The organism is Nocardia sp. NPDC057455 (genome assembly GCF_042802775.1).
Lineage (GTDB): Bacteria > Actinomycetota > Actinomycetes > Mycobacteriales > Mycobacteriaceae > Nocardia.
Map to the genome: position 1 here is coordinate 13,945 of NZ_JBHVDM010000083.1, position 17,801 is coordinate 31,745.

Genomic DNA, 17,801 nt, shown 5'->3' on the forward strand with positions numbered 1-17,801 from the left:
GAAACGCCGGGATCGGCGGCGTCCCCGGCGCATTCAGGCACGATGGTCGAGCAGGTGCTGGATCAGCAGCCGGGTCAGCGCTTCGGGCGCCTCCTCCGGAATCCAGTGCGAGACGTCCTCGAGCATCTCGAATCGGTACGGACCGGAAACGTATTTCCCGGTGGCCAGCGCCGCCGTGGACCCGACGGTCGCGTCCTCGGTGCCCCAGACGTACAAGGTGGGCACGCTCGCCGGACCGATCGGACCCGCCAGGTCCATGGCGCGATACCAGTTCAGTGCCGCGGTGAGCGCGCCCGGTTGCGCCAGCCTGCGCACGTACTGCTCGGCACGTTCCTCCGGGATCTTCCACTCGAAGATCCGGCGCAGTGCGGCGCAGTCGTCGGCGAGCAGGGTCCGCTCCGCGGTACGCGGCTGGCGCAGCGTGGTCAGGTGGTGCGAACGCTGCGCTTGGTCCTCGTCCTCGGCCATCGCCTGCCGGAGCGCGGCGGGATGTGGTTGCGACACCGCGCTGAACGTGCGGACCCGCTGCGGCAGCTGCGCCGCCACCGCCCACCCGACCAGCGCGCCGCAGTCGTGGCCGATCAGGTCGAAGCGCTCCCATCCGAGGGCGTCGGCGATGGCGACGACGTCGCCGACCAGCTCCTCGAGCCGGTATTCGGTGGCTCGCTGCGGCCGCACTCCCGGTGAGTATCCGCGCTGATCGGGCGCCACGGCACGGCACCCGCCTCCGCCCAGCACGCCCAGCTGGAACTCCCACTCGCGCGCGCCTTGCGGAAACCCGTGCAGCAACAGCACCTCCCGGTCACCGGGAGCGCCGGCGGCCAGGACGTCGAAGGTTCCCGCTCCGGTGCGAATCTCGAGTTCTTCGATCACCTGCCCGACTCTAGGGCCGGGTACCGACGCGGTCAGTGCTCGTCGACGTGACCGTCGTGGACGGCGTGGCGGTGGCCGTCGTGCACATAGTCGACGTGGTCCCCGTGCTGGACGGCCTCGTGACCGCAGTTGGGACCGTGCTGATGCGGATGATCGGCACACTCGGTGTGCTCCGACCGCTCGCATTCGTCGTAGTGCCCCTGGTGTTCGCGATGCAGATGACCATCGTGGGCGTAGTCGATGTGATCGCCGTGCTGGAACGCGGTGTGCCCGCAATCCGGGCCGTGCACATGGTCGTGGCCGGTGTGCTGCGCGTGTGCTGTGGTCATCGAATTTCCCTCTTTCCTGGCGCGGATAGCTGGAATCGTGATGACCAATACATTAGCAGGTGCGCATCAATAGAGATTGCTTCCAGTGTGCTGGAACGGTGTGCCGACTCAGAGCACTTGGGCGAGAAATCTCTGCAAACGCGGCGTCTGCGCGTCGTCGAACAGGGCGTCGGGCGTGCCGGTCTCCACGACCTGCCCTTGGTCCATGAACACCACGCTGTCGGAGACGGTGCGAGCGAAGCCCATCTCGTGGGTCACCACGACCATCGACATGCCGCCGGAGGCGAGGTCGGCCATCAAGGCGAGCACCCCCTTCACCAGCTCGGGGTCCAGCGCCGAGGTGGCCTCGTCGAAGAACATGATTTCCGGTCGCATCGCCAGCGCCCGCGCGATGGCGACGCGCTGCTGCTGTCCACCGGACAGATTGGCGGGACGGGTATCGGCCTTGTCCGCGAGGCCGACGATCTCCAGCTGCTCGACGGCCAGCGCCCGCGCCTGGTCCTTGGACAGGCCGCGCAGCTTGCGCGGCCCGAGCGCGACGTTCTGCGCGACCGTCTTGTGCGGGAACAGGTTGAACTGCTGGAACACCATGCCGATGCGCTGACGCAAGCGGTCCGGGTTCTCGGTGAGCACGGACTCGCCGTCCAGCAGCACATCACCCCGATCCGGCTCGTAGAGCCGGTTCAGCACCCGCAGCAGGGTCGATTTGCCCGATCCGGACGGCCCGATGACGGTGGCGGTCTTGCCCGCGTCGACGTGGATGTCGATCCCGCGCAGCACATGGTTGTGCCCCAGCGTCAGATGCAATCCGGTACCGGTGAGGGAGGCACTCATCTATCCGCGCCCTTCCGTGATCGTGGCCGCCTCGACCTGGTCGATCGGCCGGTCGGGCCTGCCGGTCCGCATCCGGCGGTCGATGTAGTTGACCAGGTGGGTGAGCGGGATGGTGAGGATCAGATAGACCAGTCCGGCCGCCACCAGCGGCGAGAGGTTCCCGGTCTGCGCGTTCAGATCGCGGCCGACGGCGAACAGCTCGCGCTGAGTGGCCAGCAGGCCGAGGAAGTAGATCAGTGACGAGTCCTTGATCAGGGCGATGAACTGGTTCATCAACGCGGGCAGCACCCGGCGCACGCCTTGCGGGATCACCACCAGCGTCATCGCCTGGCGGTAGCCGAAACCGATCGCGCGCGCCGCCTCCAGCTGCCCGACCTCGACCGATTGGATGCCGGAGCGGAAGATCTCACCGATGTAGGCCGAGGCGAGCAACGCCAGCGCGACCGCACCGAGCCAGTACGGGTTGTTGCCGGTGAGGTTGCGCACCACCGGGCCGACGCCGAGACCGATCAGCAGGATGATCACGACGGCGGGCAAGCCACGGAAGATATCGGTGTACACCCGTGCCGGCCAGCGCAACCAGCGGGTCCGCGAGATCCCGGCGACCGCCAGCAGCATGCCGAGGGCGGTGCCGAGCACACCCGAGACCACCGCGAGGATCAAGGTATTGGGCAGGCCGGTCTTGAACAGGTCGGGGAAAGCCTTGCGGTACAGCGACCAGTCGAAGAACGTGTCCTTCAACTGCTGCATGGTGGATTTCGGCGCGTTCTGCTCCGTCTCACCCGTTTGCTTGCCTGCGGCCAGTGCGGCGAAGTCCGGCAGTTGCGGCGCGGGCGCGGCTTTGGAGCCGGGCTTCCAACCCGGGGGCAGCTGCCTGGGCACCCAGTCGGTGTAGAGCTTGCCGTAGGTGCCGTCCGCGATCACCGCGTCCAGACCGCTGTTGAGCGCGTCGATCAGCGGCTGGTTGTTCTTGGCGACCGCGTATCCGACGAAGTTGTCCAGGCTGAAGGTGTTCTGCGAGACCGATATGCCATCACCCGGTGCGATAGCGCCCTCCGCTTGAGCGGACGGAGCGACCCACGCGTCCACCTGGCCGGACTTCAGGTTGGCGTAGGCGGTGTTGTAGTCGGGGAACTTCACCGGGTCCAGATGCAACTGGTTCACCACGAACTCGTCCTGCACGGTGCCCTGCACCACGGCGATCCGGGTACTCCGGTTCAGGTCGGGAAACCCTTTGACGGCGCTGCCGTTCGGCACCACCAGGGAGAAGTAGCCGAAGTCGTAGCCGTTGGTGAAGCCGACCAGCTGACGGCGCGCGTCGGTGGTGGTGATGTTGGACGAGCCGACATCGAAGCGGCCGCCGGACACCTGCGCGAGCAACCCGGCGAACTCGGTGCCGGAGAATTCCACCTGGAGGCCGAGCTTCGCGCCGATCGCCTTCAGCAGTTCGTTGTCGAAGCCGGTGAACGTGCCCTGCCCGTCGACGCAGATGCTCGGCGGTGCGTCCGAGAGCGTGCCGACGCTGAGTTTGCCGGGCGTGATCAAACCGAGCTTCGAGACATCGATGGCGGCCGGCGGCACGGTGGTCGCGGTGGTGTAGCGGTCGCTGCCCGCGGCGGCCGAGGAAGCCAAGTTGGTCGGCGCGGCGGAGGCGGCGGCCAAGCCGGGCGGCGCGCAGAGATTGCGCTCCGTGGCCGCGTCGTCCGAGCCGGAACCGCACGCCGTCGCGCTGAGACCGACGGCGAGCAATAGCACGGCGATCAACGCACGAGACCGCACAGCGGGCAGAACAGCCATGACGGACAACCCTAGCGGTGAAAAGCTGCTAATTCACAGCTACCCCGAGGTCGGCGTCAGGGGAAGCCGATGCCCGCCCGGCTGCCGAGATTTCGATCACGCTGATCCGAACGCCACGCGGCGACGCGCCATCCGCCGGGCAATCCGCCTCAGGCCAGTCCACTGACCGGTTCCGGGTTGAGCTCGTCACGCCACCGGACGGCGGCCGCGACCTGGCTCAGATCGAAGTCCGGGCCGCTGACCCCGATGGTGAAGGTCGTCACACCCGCGTCGACGAAGGCGGCCGCCTTCTCCAGCCCCGGCCACTGCACCGAGCGCTCGATGCGCGCCTGGTCGGTACCGACGGCGGCGCAGTGCTCGGCGAGCACCTTGTTCTTGTGCGCGAGCACGTCCAGGTCGGCGAAGGTGTGCCACATGTCGGCGTACTGCGCGACCAGCCGCAAGGTCTTCTTCTCGCCACCGCCGCCGATCAGGATCGGCAGGTCGCGGGTCGGGCGCGGATGCAGTTTCGGCAGCCGGGCGCTGATCCGGGCCAGGTTCTCCTTCAGCAATTCCAGCCTGCTGCCCGGGGTGCCGAATTCGTAGCCGTACTCGTCGTAGTCCTTCTGGAACCAGCCGGCGCCGAGGCCCAGGATGAGCCGGCCGCCGCTGATGTGGTCGACGGTGCGCGCCATATCGGCCAACAGGTCCGGGTTGCGGTAGCCACCGCCGGTGACCAGCGCGCCGATCTCCACCCGCTCGGTCTGCTCGGCGAACGCGCCCAGCATCGTCCAGCACTCGAAGTGCGCGCCGCCGGGATCGCCGGTGAGGGGATAGAAGTGGTCCCAGTTGAACACGATGTCGACACCCGCGTCCTCGCTGCGCAACACCGCGTCGCGGATGAGCCCGTATTCCGGCGCGTGCTGCGGCTGTAGCTGAACTCCGATACGAACTGGACGACTCATGGCACTCTCCTCGTCGCTCGGCCCACCCCCGCCCGAGGCTACCGGCGCGGTCGCCTTCCCGCAGGTAACCGCACCAGGCTTCCGGCGTGCGGTGACGCGCCCGGCGCGGCTACTAGGTTGGGGACCCGATACCGAGCCCGGCGGAGGGAGGTGTCGGCGTGGCCGACGGCGAGAACGAGGTGGTTCGCTCGGTCGTCTCGGCGATCCTGCGCGATCGCGATCGGTTGATCGCCGAACTGTCCGCGGTGATGCGCGCGCAAGTCGCGGCGCTGGACTCGGACGCCCGGCTACGCGGATTGTTCGAAGCCGGTACCACCGACAACCTGATGTCCGTGCTCGACTTCGTCCAGAACGACGCCGCCGAGCACGACGTGCACGCCCCGGCTCGGGCGCTGGTGTACGCGCGGACGCTCGCACAGCGGGACGTCCCGCTGTCGGCGCTGATCCGCGCCTACCGGGTGGGGCACGCCGGATTCCTCGACATCGCGATGCGCTACGCCGTGGAATCGGGCGGTCCCGACAGCGCGGCGGCCATCATCCGGATCGTCAATCGCAGCGCCGTGTACATCGACCGGGTGTGCGAGCACGTCGGCGTCGCCTACGAACAGGAACGCGACCGGTGGGTGGGCAGCCGCGGCGGACTGCGCCAGGAATGGGTGGCGCGGGTACTCGACGGCACGGCCGACGACATCGGCCGAGCCGAGCAAGTGCTGCGCTATCCACTGACCGGTCGCCACGTCGCGGTGAACGCCTGGACCGATCCGCAGATCTCGGCGCGGGCCGCGATGAACGTCCTCGATGCCGTTCGCGCGGCGCTGGTTGCACTGTTCGGCAACCCGCGCCGAGCATTGCTGGTACCCACCGACGAACACGAGGTCCGGTTGTGGTTCTCGATCTCACGCGATATGACGATCGATATCGATGCCATCCAGCGCGCGGTGGCGGCCCTGTCGTCGCCGGTGCGGGTGGCGATCGGCGGGTGCGGCGACGGTGTCGCGGGATTCCGTCGCAGTCTGCGCCAAGCCGATCGAGTACGCGAACTCGTGCTGCTCGCCGGTCCCGATGCGCCGCGAGCGGTGTCGCACGACCAAGTGGCGGCCGTCGCGCTACTGGGCGGCGACATCGAGGAACTGCGCCACTATGTGGCCGACTACCTGGGTGAACTCGCCACCGACAACCAGCGCAATCTCTGGTTGCGCGAGACGTTGCGCGCCTTCCTGGCCAACAACCGCAGTTACGCCGCCACCGCACAGGAATTGTCGGTGCACCGCAACACCATTCAATACCGGGTGGGGCAGGCGCTCGAACTGATCGGCAACGTCCTCGACGATCACGACCGCACCCTGCACCTGCACCTGGCATTGCAGGCCGCACGCTGGCTCGGGCCCGCGGTGCTGCGGCCGGGCCCGCCGGGCTGAGCCGGGCGTTATGTGCGCTGCGCACGAAAGTTGTACGAAGTTTCGGTGTCGGCGAATATGGCCCGCCTCACATCCCGGTTCGTAGCATTCCAACGATGCGCGGCCGAGATGAGGAGAAAACACGATGTCAACACTGGAAACCGTGCGCGGGCAGATCGATACCTCCGATATCGGAGTGACATTGATGCACGAGCACGTCTTCGTGCTCACGGGGGACATCCAGCAGAACTATCCGGCCGAATGGGGTTCGGAGGACGAGCGCATCGCCGACGCCGTGCGACGGCTGCGAGTCGCCTTCGACGCCGGTGTGCGCACGATCGTCGATCCGACCGTGGTCGGGTTGGGCCGCTACATTCCGCGCATCCAGCGGATCGCCGAACAGGTGCCGCTGAACCTCGTGGTCGCCACCGGCGTCTACACCTACGGTGATGTCCCGTTCTTCTTCCACTACCGCGGGCCCGCGTTGAACGACATCGTCGGCGCGCGGGTCCCCGACCCGATGGTCGACATGTTCGTCGGCGACATCCGCGACGGCATCGCGGGCACCGGAGTGAAGGCGGGCATGCTCAAGTGCGCGATCGACCGCCAGGGCATGACCGCGGGCGTGGAACGGGTGATGCGCGCGGTCGCCGGGGCCCATCTCGAGACCGGCGTCCCGATCACGGTGCACACCCATCCGGAGTCGCGCAGCGGACTCGACGTCAAGCGCGTGATGTGCGACGAGGAAGGCGTCGACCCCCGCCGCATCGTGCTCGGCCACAGCGGCGACACCACCGACTGCGATCATCTGTCCTACCTGGCCGACGCCGGCTTCGTCCTCGGCATGGACCGCTTCGGCATCAACCTCGACACCACCTTCGAAGCGCGCGCGGACACCTTGATCGAAATGGTGCGCCGCGGCTACACCGACCGGATGGTGCTCTCCCAGGACGCGAGCTGTTACATCGACTGGATCGAGCCGGCCGCCATGGCCGCCCTGCCGCAGTGGCACTACACCCACTTGTTCGACGACGTGTTCCCCTACGTGCTCGACCGCGGCGTCACCGAGCAGCAGATCGCCGCCATGCTCGTCGACGTCCCGCGCGCGTTCTTCGAGGCGCGCGCACACTGACGTGGCTCATCGCCCACCGGCCCGATAGGATCGCCGCACCCTTACTCGGATCGTCCGGCACGTTCCTGCCGGGATGGGATGTGAATTCGTCATGGCCACGGTGACCTTCGACAACGCGACGCGGCTCTACCCCGGATCCGCCCAACCCGCGGTGGATCGGTTGAATCTGGAGATCGAGGACGGTGAGTTCCTCGTTCTGGTCGGCCCCTCCGGCTGCGGGAAGTCGACCTCGTTGCGCATGCTCGCCGGGCTGGAGGACGTCAACGGCGGCCGCATCCTGATCGGCGACAAGGACGTGACGCACGCGGAGCCGAAGGAACGCGATATCGCCATGGTGTTCCAGAACTACGCGCTCTACCCGCACATGTCCGTCGCGGAGAACATGGGCTTCGCGCTGAAACTGGCCAAGGTCGCCAAGGCGGAGAAGGAGAAGCGGGTCCTGGAGGCGGCCAGACTGCTCGACCTGGAACCTTTTTTGGATCGTAAGCCGAAGGCGCTGTCCGGTGGCCAGCGCCAGCGGGTCGCGATGGGCCGCGCGATCGTGCGCCAGCCGCAGGTCTTCCTGATGGACGAGCCGCTGTCCAACCTGGACGCCAAGCTGCGCGTGCAGACCCGCACCCAGATCGCGCAGTTGCAGCGCAGGCTCGCCACCACCACGGTGTACGTCACGCACGACCAGGTCGAGGCGATGACCATGGGCGACCGGGTCGCCGTGCTGAAGGACGGCCTGCTGCAACAGTGCGCGACGCCGCGCGACCTCTACCGCGATCCGGCCAATGTGTTCGTCGCGGGATTCATGGGCTCACCGGCCATGAACCTGTTCACGCTTCCAATCGCCGACGGCCGGGTCGAGCTGGGCGGGCACACGCTCGCGTTGCCGCGCTCGGTGGCGGACGCGGCCGGGGCCACCGTGACGGTCGGCATCCGGCCGGAGCACTTCGAGCCGGCCGGCGACGGCTCCGGCATCGAGATGGAAGTGGACGTGGTGGAGGAACTCGGCTCCGACGCCTACATCTACGGCCGCACCAGCGCCGAGGGCGCGACCGACGGCGCCGGGGAAACCATTGTGGCGCGGACGGATTGGCGCAACCCGCCCGCGAAGGGCACCCGCCTGCGGCTGGCCACCGACGCGGAACACGTCTACTTCTTCGACATCGACGGCCGCCGGCTCAACTGAGCACTGCGCCGGGTGGCCCGCTCGTGCGACACGGCGAGCGCGGGCACCCGGCGCGGCAGCGCGCACCGGCGGGCAGCGATCCAGCCCGCGCGCGGAACACGGGAACACGGGCCCGGTGCGCTCAGTCCGTTGTGTCCGATCGACGGCGTTCGCGCCGCCGCCGGGCGTAGTCCTCGTTGAGCCGCACGCCCAGTTCCTCGAGTTCGATCTCGCGACCGGATTCGCTGCGCACTTGCACCCGCACCGGCGCGCCGGTGGCCTCCTCCACCAGAAGCAGCGGGGCCGGCCCCGGCTGTAAGTAGGCGTCGCCCCACTGCATGAGCGCCAGCACGGCGGGCAGCAGATCCCGGCCCATCCGGGTGAGCACGTATTCGTGGCGGGTGCGCTTGCCTTCCTCTCGGTACGGCTGTTTGGCCAGCAAGCCCGCCTCGGTGAGCTTGCGCAACTGGGCCGCGGCCGCCGCGTCGGTGATGCCGACCCGGTTGGCGAACCCGTCGAACCGCCGCGTCCCGTAGTACGCCTCGCGCAGGATGAGCACCGCCGATCGGGTGCCGATGAGGTCCATCGCCTTCGCGATCGAGCATTCCTCGGCCTTCCACGCGCTGAGATCGGCCAACGGTCCTTCCATCACTGCTGCCATGACGAACATCATACCGAAGCTGACTTGCCTCAACTATTGTCAGAGGTAATCTGACTATGTGTTGATAGAGCCAGGCATGCTGGCCCGGCTCTCGGTCCGGAAGGAAGCACCATGAGAGACGCGGTGATTGTCGAAGCGGTACGCACCCCGATCGGCAAAGGCAAGCCGAACGGCGCACTGCACAATGTCAACGCGGTGGATCTGCTGGCCCACAGCCTGCGCGAGGTGGTGGACCGCAGCGGCATTGATCCCGCACTCATCGATGACGTGATCGGCGGCGTCGTCACCCAGTTCGGCGAGCAGGGCGCGAACATGACCAGGCGGGCCGCGCTGGCCGCCGGATATCCCGAATCCGTCCCGGCGACCACCGTCGACCGACAGTGCGGCAGCAGCCAGCAGGCGATCCACTTCGCCGCGCAGGGCGTGATCGCGGGCGCCTACGACATCGTGGTCGCCGCGGGCGTGGAGTCGATGGGCCGGATTCCCATGGGCGCCAACCTGGTCGGATCGGACGACATATCCGGCGTCGGATTCGCCGAGCGCTACCCGGAGGGTCTGGTGTCACAGGGCATCAGCGCCGAGCTGATCGCGGCGAAGTGGGGACTCACCCGCACCCAGTTGGACGAGTTCGCGCTCGCCAGTCACGAGAAGGCCGCGCTCGCCACCAAGAACGGCCTGTTCGCCCGTGAGCTGGCGCCGATCAACGGACTCGCCACCGACGAGGGCATCCGGGTCGGCAGCACCTTGGAGACGCTGGGGGCACTCCGTCCCGCCTACTACGACCCGGCCATGGCCGCCCGCTTCCCGCAGATCGGCTGGGCGATCACGGCGGCGACCGCGAGCCAGGTCAGCGACGGCAGCGCGGCGGTGCTCATCATGACCAGCGAGCGCGCGAAAGAACTCGGACTGAAGCCGCTCGCCCGCCTGCACAGCTTCGCGGTGGCCGGCGACGACCCGCTGCTGATGCTCACCGCGGTGATACCGGCGACCCGAAAAGTGTTGCAGCGCGCCGGTTTGCAGCTGTCGGACATCGACCTGGTCGAAATCAACGAGGCGTTCTCGCCGGTGGTGCTGGCCTGGGCGCACGACACCGGCGCGGACCTGGCGAAGGTCAACGTCAACGGCGGCGCGATCGCCATCGGCCACCCACTCGGCGCGTCCGGCGCGCGCCTGATGACCACGCTGGTGCATGCCATGCAGGACCGCGGCGCCCGCTACGGCCTGCAAACCATGTGTGAGGCAGGCGGGTTGGCCAACGCCACCATCATCGAAAGGTTGTGATCAGCCGCGCTACCGGCGATGCGTGTTCGTCGCGAACACGCCCGCCGGTGGCGCGCGTTCGCCCGCCGCCGCGACCCGCGCGCAATAGGTCGTGATCGGCTAGTACGAAACGAGTATCACCGCGATCAGGAATCCGAGCACCCAGGATTCGAGAATCAACGGGATGGCGATGAGCGGGGTCCACGCGATCGGCCTGCCGTCGCGCACTTTCTCCAGCACCGAGAACACCGCCGCGAGCACCGATGCCACGATGCCGGCCCAGGCGACGACCTGCGCCCACGGCAGATACCCGACCATGCGCCCATCCCGGCCATCGCGCGCGAGCACATCGTAGAGCGGAACGAAAGACGCCATCAGCCAGCCGAATCCGAGGACGATCACCGAACCCAGCGCCACGCGCAGCGCATCGGTGGTTCGCCGCCGGAGATGCCACGCCATGCCTTCAGCATGACCGGCTCGCGGCCACCCGGCACCTCGGCGGTTCAGTTTCCCGGATACACCTGGGACGCCAGCGCGAGGCCCCCGCCGAACGAGGCGACGATCAGCACCATCGCCAGCACCGGCCAGTACCACATGTACCAGCGCTTCACCGCGGCCAGAATGAGCATCCCGGTCACGCCGGCGATCGCGAAGGCGGTTCCGCCCCAGGACACCGCGAAGGCCCAACCCAGGTAGTCGGTGCGGCAGTTGTCCGGCCCGCACGGATCGGTGGCGAAGGCGAAGAAGACGGTGAAGTAGGCGGCAGCGAGGCCGAGGACCGCCGCGACGCAGTACAGCACGACGGAGAGTACGACGTCCCAGGTCCGCACCGGCCGCTGCCCGGCGGATGGACGCGCGGGCCCCGGCGGCGGGCCGTACGGCGGCCAGGGCTGCGGGGTACCGGTCTGGATCATGACGCCAACGATCCAGCATCGGCCGTCGGGCCGGCTCCGGGAAACTACTCGAGTTCACGTGCGCAATCCTCGATCCGCGGCGGCAACCGAATAAGCTGGTCGGCGATGAGCGATTCCGTAGCGCAGAACGTCGTCTACGCCATTCCGATGCGCACCCGTTTCCGTGGCATCACGGTGCGCGAGGGAATGCTGATCCACGGACCGCTCGGGTGGGGCGAGTTCTGTCCGTTCCCCGAATACGACGACCGGGAGGCTGCCGCCTGGCTGGCCACCGCCCTGGAACAAGTGACGACGGGCTGGCCCGAACCGGTACGCGATCGCATTCCGATCAATTGCACGGTGCCCGCCGTGGACCCGGAACAGGCGCACGCGATCGTGGGCCGGTCCGGCTGCCGCACCGCCAAGGTGAAGGTCGCCGACCACCCCGACTCGCTCGCGGAGGATCTGGCCAGGGTGGAGGCGGTACGCGACGCGCTCGGCCGCAACGGCGCGATCCGGGTCGACGCCAACGCGGTCTGGGATGTCGACACCGCCGTGCGCCACATCCAGCGGATCGATAAGGCCGCGGGGGGTCTGGAATATGTCGAACAGCCCTGCCGGACGATCGAGGAACTCGCCGCGGTGCGCCGCCGCGTCGACGTCCGCATCGCCGCCGACGAATCCATCCGCCGCGCCGAAGACCCGCTGCGGGTCGCGGTCGCCGGGGCCGCCGACATCGCCGTCCTCAAATGCACACCACTCGGCGGCGTACGTCGCGCCCTCCAAGTGGCGGAGGCGGCGGGACTGCCCTGTGTGGTCTCCTCCGCCCTGGAGACCAGCGTCGGCCTCGCCGCGCAACTGGCGCTGGCCGGCGCACTTCCCGAGCTCGACTTCGCCTGCGGCCTCGGCACTTTGAGCCTGCTCACCGGCGATGTGACGCCGGGCGCGCTGCGCGCCTCGGACGGTTATCTCCCCGTTCTCCGCACCCCACCCGAGCCGGACCCGCAGCTGATGGAAAGCCATCGCCATCCCGATGCCGACCGCACCGCGTGGTGGCAGGAGCGATTCTCCCGCGTCAGCGCCTTGGTCCCACAAGCCCCGGCGCCCTGACCGACCTCGCAGCGCGAGTGAAGGTTCCGACTTCGCCGACTCGGCTTCCGTTCACCGGAGGCTCATCCGATCCGTACCCCACAGCCCAGCAAAGTCGTCCGCAAGAGCAACGCCGCCTCAGGACCGATAACGCCGTCGACCAGTTCCACATAGCGGTCACAGAACTCCGGTCCGTGCGCGGCTACCGACCCCGGGGCCGACTCGAGGTGATGCGCCAGTTCATGCAGGATCACCAGCTCACGCAGGGCCCAGGCGCTGCCGCCGGTGTGCAGCGGAACCGCTAACACGTTCCCCGCCGCCTCGTAATGCGCGGCGGTGGTCCCGGCGCGCGAGCGGACGCGCACCGCCACGGCGGCCCGGTCCCACCGCGACCGTACCCAATTGAGAGCCAGCACCTTGTCCGCATAGCTCTGCACGGATTCCACCGAGGCGAAGCGTCGCTCGATCGGCAAAGTGAGCTGCGAACCATAGAGTTCGACGGTGCGCGCGCCGTGCTCGTCCGCACGATCGAACACCCCGCGTACCAACTGCTCGGCGTCGTACACCTTGGCGCGCTGGCTGTCGCGCACCGTCATCGTCGCTTAGCCGATCTCGCAGCAGCGGGCACCAGCCGATTGCCGAAACCCGCCGATGCCTCCGACGATCGCACGCGGCCACGCCCACCCGCACGCCGAATGCTGTTTACACTGGTCAACCGCCCTCCGGGGAACTCAACTTCCGACGGGCAGCCGGGAGTTCGGGCGAGGTACCGATCCGTGCGGCCCGGCCCGCGCGATCCCCCGCCGCCCGCGCCGCCGCCGAATGCCCCGCCGACGCCTGCGGCCCGCGCCAGGTGCCGCGCGCCTCCGACGTCTCGGCGTAGAAGTCGGTGAGCTCGATCTCTTTGGCGCGCAATGCCAGAGCCGTGCCGGTGGCCTCGGCTTCCCGTGGCGACACCTCCGCTACGACCTCGGCCTTCACCTCCGTCAGCCGCCGCCCGATCCGCGCGGCGAACGCCATCTGGAAGTTCAGCCGTGCTGTCACACCCGCGACCGGCGCCTGCACCCGGCGCCGCACCGGACGACCCCATCGCTTCTCCACCACGATCTTCTCGACGGTGGCCGATTTGTAGGCGCCCGACTTGATGTACTGGTCGGACGCGCGCACCATCTGCACGAGCAGGCTGGCGTAGAGCGCCTCGCAGGTATCGATGTCGGAGTCGAATCCATACGCGTAGACCTGCGTCGAAGTACGGGCGACATCGCAGCGCACGTCGTTCGCCGCCGCGATCGCGACGAACAACTGGACATAGGTCCGCAACCCGCGCTTGCCCGGCTCACCGATCGGGACGACCCGCTGCACCGGCGTGGGCCTGCGCTCGCGTCCTGCGATGTGCGCTCGCGCCACCGCGAGGTCGATAGACGACTTCGTGGCCAGGCGCTGAGCCGCGGCGAGAAACGCTTCGGCCTCGTGCTCGTTGTCGGTGGCCTCGGCCTTGCGCAGCAGCCCACCGATGCGGGTGAGCATCCGATCGGGAACCGCGTTCGGCGAAGTCATCGCGCCCCAGCCTAGTGGGCGTAGCCGGTCGAACTCCGTCCGATGTCGGCTTCGTTCGAGAACTACGTCATTCGCTCGCCGGGTACCGCGGTGCGCCCGCTGGGTTCGATCACGATGTCGCGAGGGACACCGAGTCGATCCATCTCGTACAGGTGAGTGGACATCAGCATGTACCACCGACTCGAGGGCGTATGGTCGGGTTCGGCATCCGGAACCCTCGACGCGATCCGCGCGTAGTAGTCGCTGATCGCCTCTTCACTGAACTCGATCGCGACCGGCGGCGCCGCGGCTCGACCTCCCCCCGGAGCCGTGATCCTGAGCCCGCCCTTCTCATCGGTCGCCACGCGAAGTCCCAACCCGCGCGCGGCGCGCCGATTCGGTCAGCTCGGCTGACGTCGGATCAGCGTGCACACCCACCTCTCGGAAAAGCCGTGCTGATCTTTCCACTGCCAGTGACGATCACCGACGAGAGCATCCTCGGGAGATACGCCCGCAAGTGGCTCTTACCGCCACTGTCCCGCACTCCGGATCGACACCATGTATCTTGCCTTGTGCACCGGCAGGGTGTGCTGCCGCTCACGAATGATCCTGGAGTGTTTGCGATGGCTGTGAAGAAGGTGTCGTCCCTACGTTCGTCGCTGTTGCCGCGGGCCGCGGTGGCGGTCGCTTCGGTCGGGCTGCTGACCGCGACGTTCACCAGTGCCTGCTCCAGCGACAGCGGCGGCAGTCCGACCAGCCAGAACCTCACCGGACGCGGTCCGATCACCTACGTCGAGGGCAAGGACACCACCGAGACCGGTGCGGTCAAGCAGCTGATCGAGCGCTGGAACGCCGCGCACCCGGACGAGCAGGTGACGTTCAAGGAACAGTCGAACGACGCCTCGCAGCAGTACGACGACCTGGTCGAGCACATGCGCTCGAAGCAGTCCAACTACGACGTGGTCGCCCTGGACGTGCCCTGGACCGCCGAGTTCGCCGCCAAGGGCTGGATCCAGCCGTTGAAAGACTCCTTCACCCTCGACACCAGCGCGCTGCTCTCCCCGCCGGTCGCCAGCGCCACGTACAACAACACCCTCTACGCCGCCCCCCGCAACACCAACGGTGGCCTGCTGTTCTACCGCAAGGACCTGGTGGCGAACCCGCCCAAGACCTGGAACGAACTGCTCGCCCAGTGCCCCATCGCGCGCCAGCAGAACATCGGTTGCTACGCGGGCCAATTCGCGCCCTACGAGGGCCTGACCGTGAACGCGGCCGAAGTGATCAACGCCTACGGCGGCAGCTTCGTCGGCGCCGACGGCAAGACCCCCACGGTGAACAGCGCGCAGTCCCGCGCCGGACTGAAGGTCCTGGTGGACGCGTACAACAACGGGGACATCCCCAAAGAGGCCATCACGTTCAAGGAGCCCGAGTCCAGCAACGCCTTCGCGCAGGGCAAGCTGATGTTCTTGCGCTCGTGGCCGTCCACCTTCGGTGACGTCGGCGGCGAGGCCAGCGCGGTGAAGGACAAGTTCGCGGTGGCCCCGCTGCCCGGTGAGAACGGCGTCGGCGCCTCCACCCTCGGCGGCTACAACGCGGCGATCAGCGCGTACTCCAAGAACAAGGCCACCGCGCTGGACTTCCTGCGCTTCCTGATCAGCGAGGACGCGCAGCACATCGTCGCCGCGGGCGCGCTGCCCTCGGTGCGGGCGTCCATGTACGACGACCCCGCTCTGATCGCGAAGATGCCGTACCTGCCCGCGCTCAAGGACTCCATCGCCAGCGCGGTGCCGCGCCCGGTGACACCCTTTTATCCCGCGGTGAGCAAAGCCATCCAGGACAACGCTTATGCTGCGTTGAACGGAACCAAGTCCGTCGACGACGCGATCACCGGGATGCAAAAGGGCATCGAAACCGCCGGATCGTGAGCGGTTGAGCGCAACGGACCCGACGAACCCGCAGGAGAGAAACGGTGTCGGATCCTTCGGGAACGGCGACTAGCGTGCCGAAAGACGACGAGTTCGTTCCGGCCAGGCGCGGCTGGGCCGCGAGGACAGCCCACGAGCTGCGACGATCCGGGAGAGCCTGGGTGTTCGTCACGCCCGTGCTGATCGCGCTCGCGGTCGTCATCGGGTATCCCGTGTTCCGGGCGCTGTGGATGTCCTTCCAGAAGGACCCCGGCCTCGACCCGGCGACCGGCATGTTCGTCGAAGGCGGCAACGCCGGGTTCGCGAACTACACGCACTGGCTGCTGCAACAGTGCCAGGTCGCCACCGGCGAGACGGTGGCCTGCCCGACCGGCAACCTCGGCTCGCAATTCTGGCTGGCCATCGGGATCACGCTGTTCTTCACGGTCGTCACCGTCGCCCTCGAAGCGACGCTGGGCCTCGGTATGGCCATGGTGATGGGCAAGACCTTCCGCGGCAGGGCGCTGCTGCGCGCGGCCGTGCTGATTCCGTGGGCCATCCCGACCGCCGTCACCGCACGGCTGTGGGAGTTCATGTTCCAGTACGACGGCGTGGTGAACCGCGTGCTCGGCACGCACATCCTGTGGACGTCCGACGCGTGGCCTGCCCGGTTCGCGGTGATCGCGGCCGACGTCTGGAAGACCACGCCGTTCATGGCGCTGCTGCTGCTGGCCGGTCTGCAAGTGATCCCGGCCGACGTGTACGAGGCGGCTCGCGTCGACGGCGCGTCGGCCTGGCAGCGGTTCACCCAGATCACCCTGCCGCTGCTGAAACCGGCCCTGCTGGTCGCGGTGCTGTTCCGGACCATGGACGCGCTGCGGATGTTCGACCTGCCCGCGATCATGACGCTGGGCAACCCGTCCACCCGCACGGTGTCGATCCTGGTGGTCGATCAGGTCCGGCAAGGCCCCAACAGCGCGGCCGCGTTGTCCACGATCACCTTCCTTTTGATCTTCGCCGTGGCGTTCGTGCTGGTGAAGATCCTCGGCGCGAATGCGGTTCGCACCCAGGAAGAACAGCGGGAGGCGCACTGATGTCCGTGCAGACGGCGGAGAAGCCGGTGACCGACGAGTCCACCGCGCGGCCGGTTCCGTGGACCAAGCGCCTCGGTTCGGTGCGGCTCTATCTCGGCGCGCTGATCGTGCTGGTCTGGGGTCTCGCGCCGTTCTACTGGATGGCGGTCACCGCGTTCCGCGACCCCGACTACACCTTCGAGAACACTCCGTGGCCGACGCACGTCACGCTGGAGAACTTCCGCAACGCGTTCGACACCAGCCGAGGCAACAACTTCGGCAAGGCGCTGGTCAACAGCATCGTCATCGGTTCCATCACGACGGCGATCGCACTGGTCATCGGCGTGCTGGCGGCATACGCGCTGGCGCGGCTCACCTTCCACGGCAAGTACGTGGTGTCCGGCCTGATCCTCAGCGCCTCGATGTTCCCGGTGGTCGTGCTGGTGACCCCGCTGTTCCAGCTGTTCACCAACCTCGGCTGGATCGGCGAGTACCAGGCGATGATCATCCCGAACATCTCGTTCGTGCTGCCGATGACGGTCTACATCCTCGCGTCCTTCTTCGCCGAACTGCCGTGGGAACTCGAAGAAGCCGCCCGGATCGACGGCGCCACCAAGCTGCAGGCCTTCCGCCTGGTGATGTTGCCCTTGGCCGCGCCCGCCGTGTTCACCACCGCGATCCTCGCGTTCATCGCCGCGGTCAACGAATATCTGCTCGCGCGTTTGCTTTCCAGCGACAAGACCGAACCCGTGACCGTCGCGATCGCCCGCTTCTCCGGCAACAACCCACTGGTCCAGCCGTACGCGGCGATCATGGCGGCAGGCACGATCGTCACCATCCCGTTGGTCGTCATGGTCCTGCTCTTCCAGCGCCGCATCATCTCCGGCCTCACCGCGGGCGGCGTGAAGAGCTGAATCTTCGGC

Annotated in this window: 19 protein-coding genes; 8 read left to right on the forward strand and 11 right to left on the reverse strand. The window is 67.9% G+C overall.

Translation table 11 applies throughout. The features are described 5' to 3' along the window. Positions 1–33 precede the first annotated feature (33 nt). From ACFU5M_RS26635 to ACFU5M_RS26655, 5 genes are all read right to left on the reverse strand, one after another. On the reverse strand, positions 34–873 hold the full coding sequence (locus ACFU5M_RS26635) for an alpha/beta fold hydrolase (protein WP_379053562.1): 840 nt from the start codon (positions 871–873) through the stop codon (positions 34–36). A gap of 32 nt (positions 874–905) precedes the next feature. Then, positions 906–1,202: a hypothetical protein gene (locus ACFU5M_RS26640; RefSeq protein WP_379053563.1), complete on the reverse strand. Its 297-nt coding sequence runs from the start codon at positions 1,200–1,202 to the stop codon at positions 906–908. A gap of 108 nt (positions 1,203–1,310) precedes the next feature. Beyond that, positions 1,311–2,036, reverse strand: coding sequence for an amino acid ABC transporter ATP-binding protein (locus tag ACFU5M_RS26645; protein ID WP_379053565.1), 726 nt, complete (start codon positions 2,034–2,036; stop codon positions 1,311–1,313). Continuing rightward, positions 2,037–3,833, reverse strand: coding sequence for an ABC transporter substrate-binding protein/permease (locus ACFU5M_RS26650; protein ID WP_379053567.1), 1,797 nt, complete (start codon positions 3,831–3,833; stop codon positions 2,037–2,039). Between the two features lie 149 nt (positions 3,834–3,982). After that, a complete protein-coding gene (locus ACFU5M_RS26655) occupies positions 3,983–4,777 on the reverse strand; it encodes an LLM class F420-dependent oxidoreductase (RefSeq protein ID WP_379053568.1) in 795 nt (264 codons plus the stop codon). Between the two features lie 158 nt (positions 4,778–4,935). Here ACFU5M_RS26655 and ACFU5M_RS26660 point away from each other — a divergent pair, with 158 nt between their 5' ends. The 3 genes from ACFU5M_RS26660 to ACFU5M_RS26670 all read left to right on the forward strand — a co-directional run bounded on the left by ACFU5M_RS26660 (position 4,936) and on the right by ACFU5M_RS26670 (position 8,483). Beyond that, positions 4,936–6,195, forward strand: a complete 1,260-nt coding sequence (locus ACFU5M_RS26660) for a PucR family transcriptional regulator (RefSeq protein WP_379053569.1) — start codon at positions 4,936–4,938, stop codon at positions 6,193–6,195. Positions 6,196–6,319: 124 nt separating this feature from the next. Continuing rightward, the gene (locus ACFU5M_RS26665; protein ID WP_379053570.1) at positions 6,320–7,306 is read left to right on the forward strand and encodes a phosphotriesterase; all 987 of its coding nucleotides are present in this window, start codon (positions 6,320–6,322) and stop codon (positions 7,304–7,306) included. Positions 7,307–7,397: 91 nt separating this feature from the next. Continuing rightward, positions 7,398–8,483 (forward strand): ABC transporter ATP-binding protein, encoded by a 1,086-nt coding sequence (locus tag ACFU5M_RS26670; protein ID WP_379053571.1) that lies wholly within the window; start codon positions 7,398–7,400, stop codon positions 8,481–8,483. 121 nt (positions 8,484–8,604) lie between these two features. Here the strand turns inward: ACFU5M_RS26670 and ACFU5M_RS26675 are convergent, their stop codons facing one another. Further along, positions 8,605–9,135 (reverse strand): winged helix-turn-helix transcriptional regulator, encoded by a 531-nt coding sequence (locus tag ACFU5M_RS26675; RefSeq protein ID WP_379053572.1) that lies wholly within the window; start codon positions 9,133–9,135, stop codon positions 8,605–8,607. A 99-nt stretch (positions 9,136–9,234) separates the two neighbouring features. Here ACFU5M_RS26675 and ACFU5M_RS26680 point away from each other — a divergent pair, with 99 nt between their 5' ends. Next, positions 9,235–10,404, forward strand: a complete 1,170-nt coding sequence (locus ACFU5M_RS26680; protein ID WP_379053573.1) for a thiolase family protein — start codon at positions 9,235–9,237, stop codon at positions 10,402–10,404. A gap of 99 nt (positions 10,405–10,503) precedes the next feature. Here ACFU5M_RS26680 and ACFU5M_RS26685 read toward each other — a convergent pair whose 3' ends face one another. Both ACFU5M_RS26685 and ACFU5M_RS26690 read right to left on the reverse strand, forming a co-directional pair. Then, entirely contained in the window at positions 10,504–10,842 is a 339-nt protein-coding gene (locus ACFU5M_RS26685; RefSeq protein WP_379053575.1) for a hypothetical protein, read from the reverse strand. A 44-nt stretch (positions 10,843–10,886) separates the two neighbouring features. Then, positions 10,887–11,297: a hypothetical protein gene (locus ACFU5M_RS26690; protein WP_379053576.1), complete on the reverse strand. Its 411-nt coding sequence runs from the start codon at positions 11,295–11,297 to the stop codon at positions 10,887–10,889. A gap of 105 nt (positions 11,298–11,402) precedes the next feature. On the opposite strand from ACFU5M_RS26690, the gene ACFU5M_RS26695 reads away from it, so the two are divergent. Further along, positions 11,403–12,386, forward strand: a complete 984-nt coding sequence (locus tag ACFU5M_RS26695) for an o-succinylbenzoate synthase (protein ID WP_379053578.1) — start codon at positions 11,403–11,405, stop codon at positions 12,384–12,386. 62 nt (positions 12,387–12,448) lie between these two features. On the opposite strand, the gene ACFU5M_RS26700 is transcribed toward ACFU5M_RS26695, so the two are convergent. The 3 genes from ACFU5M_RS26700 to ACFU5M_RS26710 all read right to left on the reverse strand — a co-directional run bounded on the left by ACFU5M_RS26700 (position 12,449) and on the right by ACFU5M_RS26710 (position 14,266). Next, positions 12,449–12,961 (reverse strand): TIGR04338 family metallohydrolase, encoded by a 513-nt coding sequence (locus ACFU5M_RS26700; protein WP_379053579.1) that lies wholly within the window; start codon positions 12,959–12,961, stop codon positions 12,449–12,451. Positions 12,962–13,076: 115 nt separating this feature from the next. Beyond that, complete coding sequence (locus ACFU5M_RS26705) at positions 13,077–13,922, reverse strand: DUF2786 domain-containing protein (RefSeq protein WP_379053580.1); 846 nt, start codon at positions 13,920–13,922, stop codon at positions 13,077–13,079. Between the two features lie 62 nt (positions 13,923–13,984). Continuing rightward, positions 13,985–14,266, reverse strand: coding sequence for a hypothetical protein (locus ACFU5M_RS26710; RefSeq protein ID WP_379053581.1), 282 nt, complete (start codon positions 14,264–14,266; stop codon positions 13,985–13,987). A 258-nt stretch (positions 14,267–14,524) separates the two neighbouring features. Between ACFU5M_RS26710 and ACFU5M_RS26715 the strand changes: the two genes are divergently transcribed. The 3 genes from ACFU5M_RS26715 to ACFU5M_RS26725 are packed head-to-tail and all read left to right on the forward strand — an operon-like array spanning position 14,525 to position 17,792. Then, complete coding sequence (locus ACFU5M_RS26715) at positions 14,525–15,826, forward strand: ABC transporter substrate-binding protein (RefSeq protein WP_379053583.1); 1,302 nt, start codon at positions 14,525–14,527, stop codon at positions 15,824–15,826. Between the two features lie 44 nt (positions 15,827–15,870). Beyond that, positions 15,871–16,899: a carbohydrate ABC transporter permease gene (locus tag ACFU5M_RS26720; RefSeq protein WP_379053585.1), complete on the forward strand. Its 1,029-nt coding sequence runs from the start codon at positions 15,871–15,873 to the stop codon at positions 16,897–16,899. After that, positions 16,899–17,792, forward strand: coding sequence for a carbohydrate ABC transporter permease (locus tag ACFU5M_RS26725; RefSeq protein ID WP_379053587.1), 894 nt, complete (start codon positions 16,899–16,901; stop codon positions 17,790–17,792). The genes ACFU5M_RS26720 and ACFU5M_RS26725 overlap by 1 nt, the downstream gene beginning before the upstream one ends. The last annotated feature ends 9 nt before the right edge of the window (positions 17,793–17,801 follow it).

What these genes read in the sequence shown, in the direction of transcription:
- ACFU5M_RS26725 (WP_379053587.1), top strand. Translation starts at nt 16,899, where the DNA reads ATGTCCGTGCAGACGGCGGAGAAGCCGGTGACCGACGAGTCCACCGCG.
- ACFU5M_RS26685 (WP_379053575.1), bottom strand. Translation starts at nt 10,842, where the DNA reads ATGGCGTGGCATCTCCGGCGGCGAACCACCGATGCGCTGCGCGTGGCG.
- ACFU5M_RS26655 (WP_379053568.1), bottom strand. Translation starts at nt 4,777, where the DNA reads ATGAGTCGTCCAGTTCGTATCGGAGTTCAGCTACAGCCGCAGCACGCG.
- ACFU5M_RS26670 (WP_379053571.1), top strand. Translation starts at nt 7,398, where the DNA reads ATGGCCACGGTGACCTTCGACAACGCGACGCGGCTCTACCCCGGATCC.
- ACFU5M_RS26715 (WP_379053583.1), top strand. Translation starts at nt 14,525, where the DNA reads ATGGCTGTGAAGAAGGTGTCGTCCCTACGTTCGTCGCTGTTGCCGCGG.
- ACFU5M_RS26695 (WP_379053578.1), top strand. Translation starts at nt 11,403, where the DNA reads ATGAGCGATTCCGTAGCGCAGAACGTCGTCTACGCCATTCCGATGCGC.
- ACFU5M_RS26690 (WP_379053576.1), bottom strand. Translation starts at nt 11,297, where the DNA reads ATGATCCAGACCGGTACCCCGCAGCCCTGGCCGCCGTACGGCCCGCCG.
- ACFU5M_RS26645 (WP_379053565.1), bottom strand. Translation starts at nt 2,036, where the DNA reads ATGAGTGCCTCCCTCACCGGTACCGGATTGCATCTGACGCTGGGGCAC.
- ACFU5M_RS26680 (WP_379053573.1), top strand. Translation starts at nt 9,235, where the DNA reads ATGAGAGACGCGGTGATTGTCGAAGCGGTACGCACCCCGATCGGCAAA.
- ACFU5M_RS26640 (WP_379053563.1), bottom strand. Translation starts at nt 1,202, where the DNA reads ATGACCACAGCACACGCGCAGCACACCGGCCACGACCATGTGCACGGC.
- ACFU5M_RS26650 (WP_379053567.1), bottom strand. Translation starts at nt 3,833, where the DNA reads ATGGCTGTTCTGCCCGCTGTGCGGTCTCGTGCGTTGATCGCCGTGCTA.
- ACFU5M_RS26675 (WP_379053572.1), bottom strand. Translation starts at nt 9,135, where the DNA reads ATGATGTTCGTCATGGCAGCAGTGATGGAAGGACCGTTGGCCGATCTC.
- ACFU5M_RS26700 (WP_379053579.1), bottom strand. Translation starts at nt 12,961, where the DNA reads ATGACGGTGCGCGACAGCCAGCGCGCCAAGGTGTACGACGCCGAGCAG.
- ACFU5M_RS26665 (WP_379053570.1), top strand. Translation starts at nt 6,320, where the DNA reads ATGTCAACACTGGAAACCGTGCGCGGGCAGATCGATACCTCCGATATC.
- ACFU5M_RS26705 (WP_379053580.1), bottom strand. Translation starts at nt 13,922, where the DNA reads ATGACTTCGCCGAACGCGGTTCCCGATCGGATGCTCACCCGCATCGGT.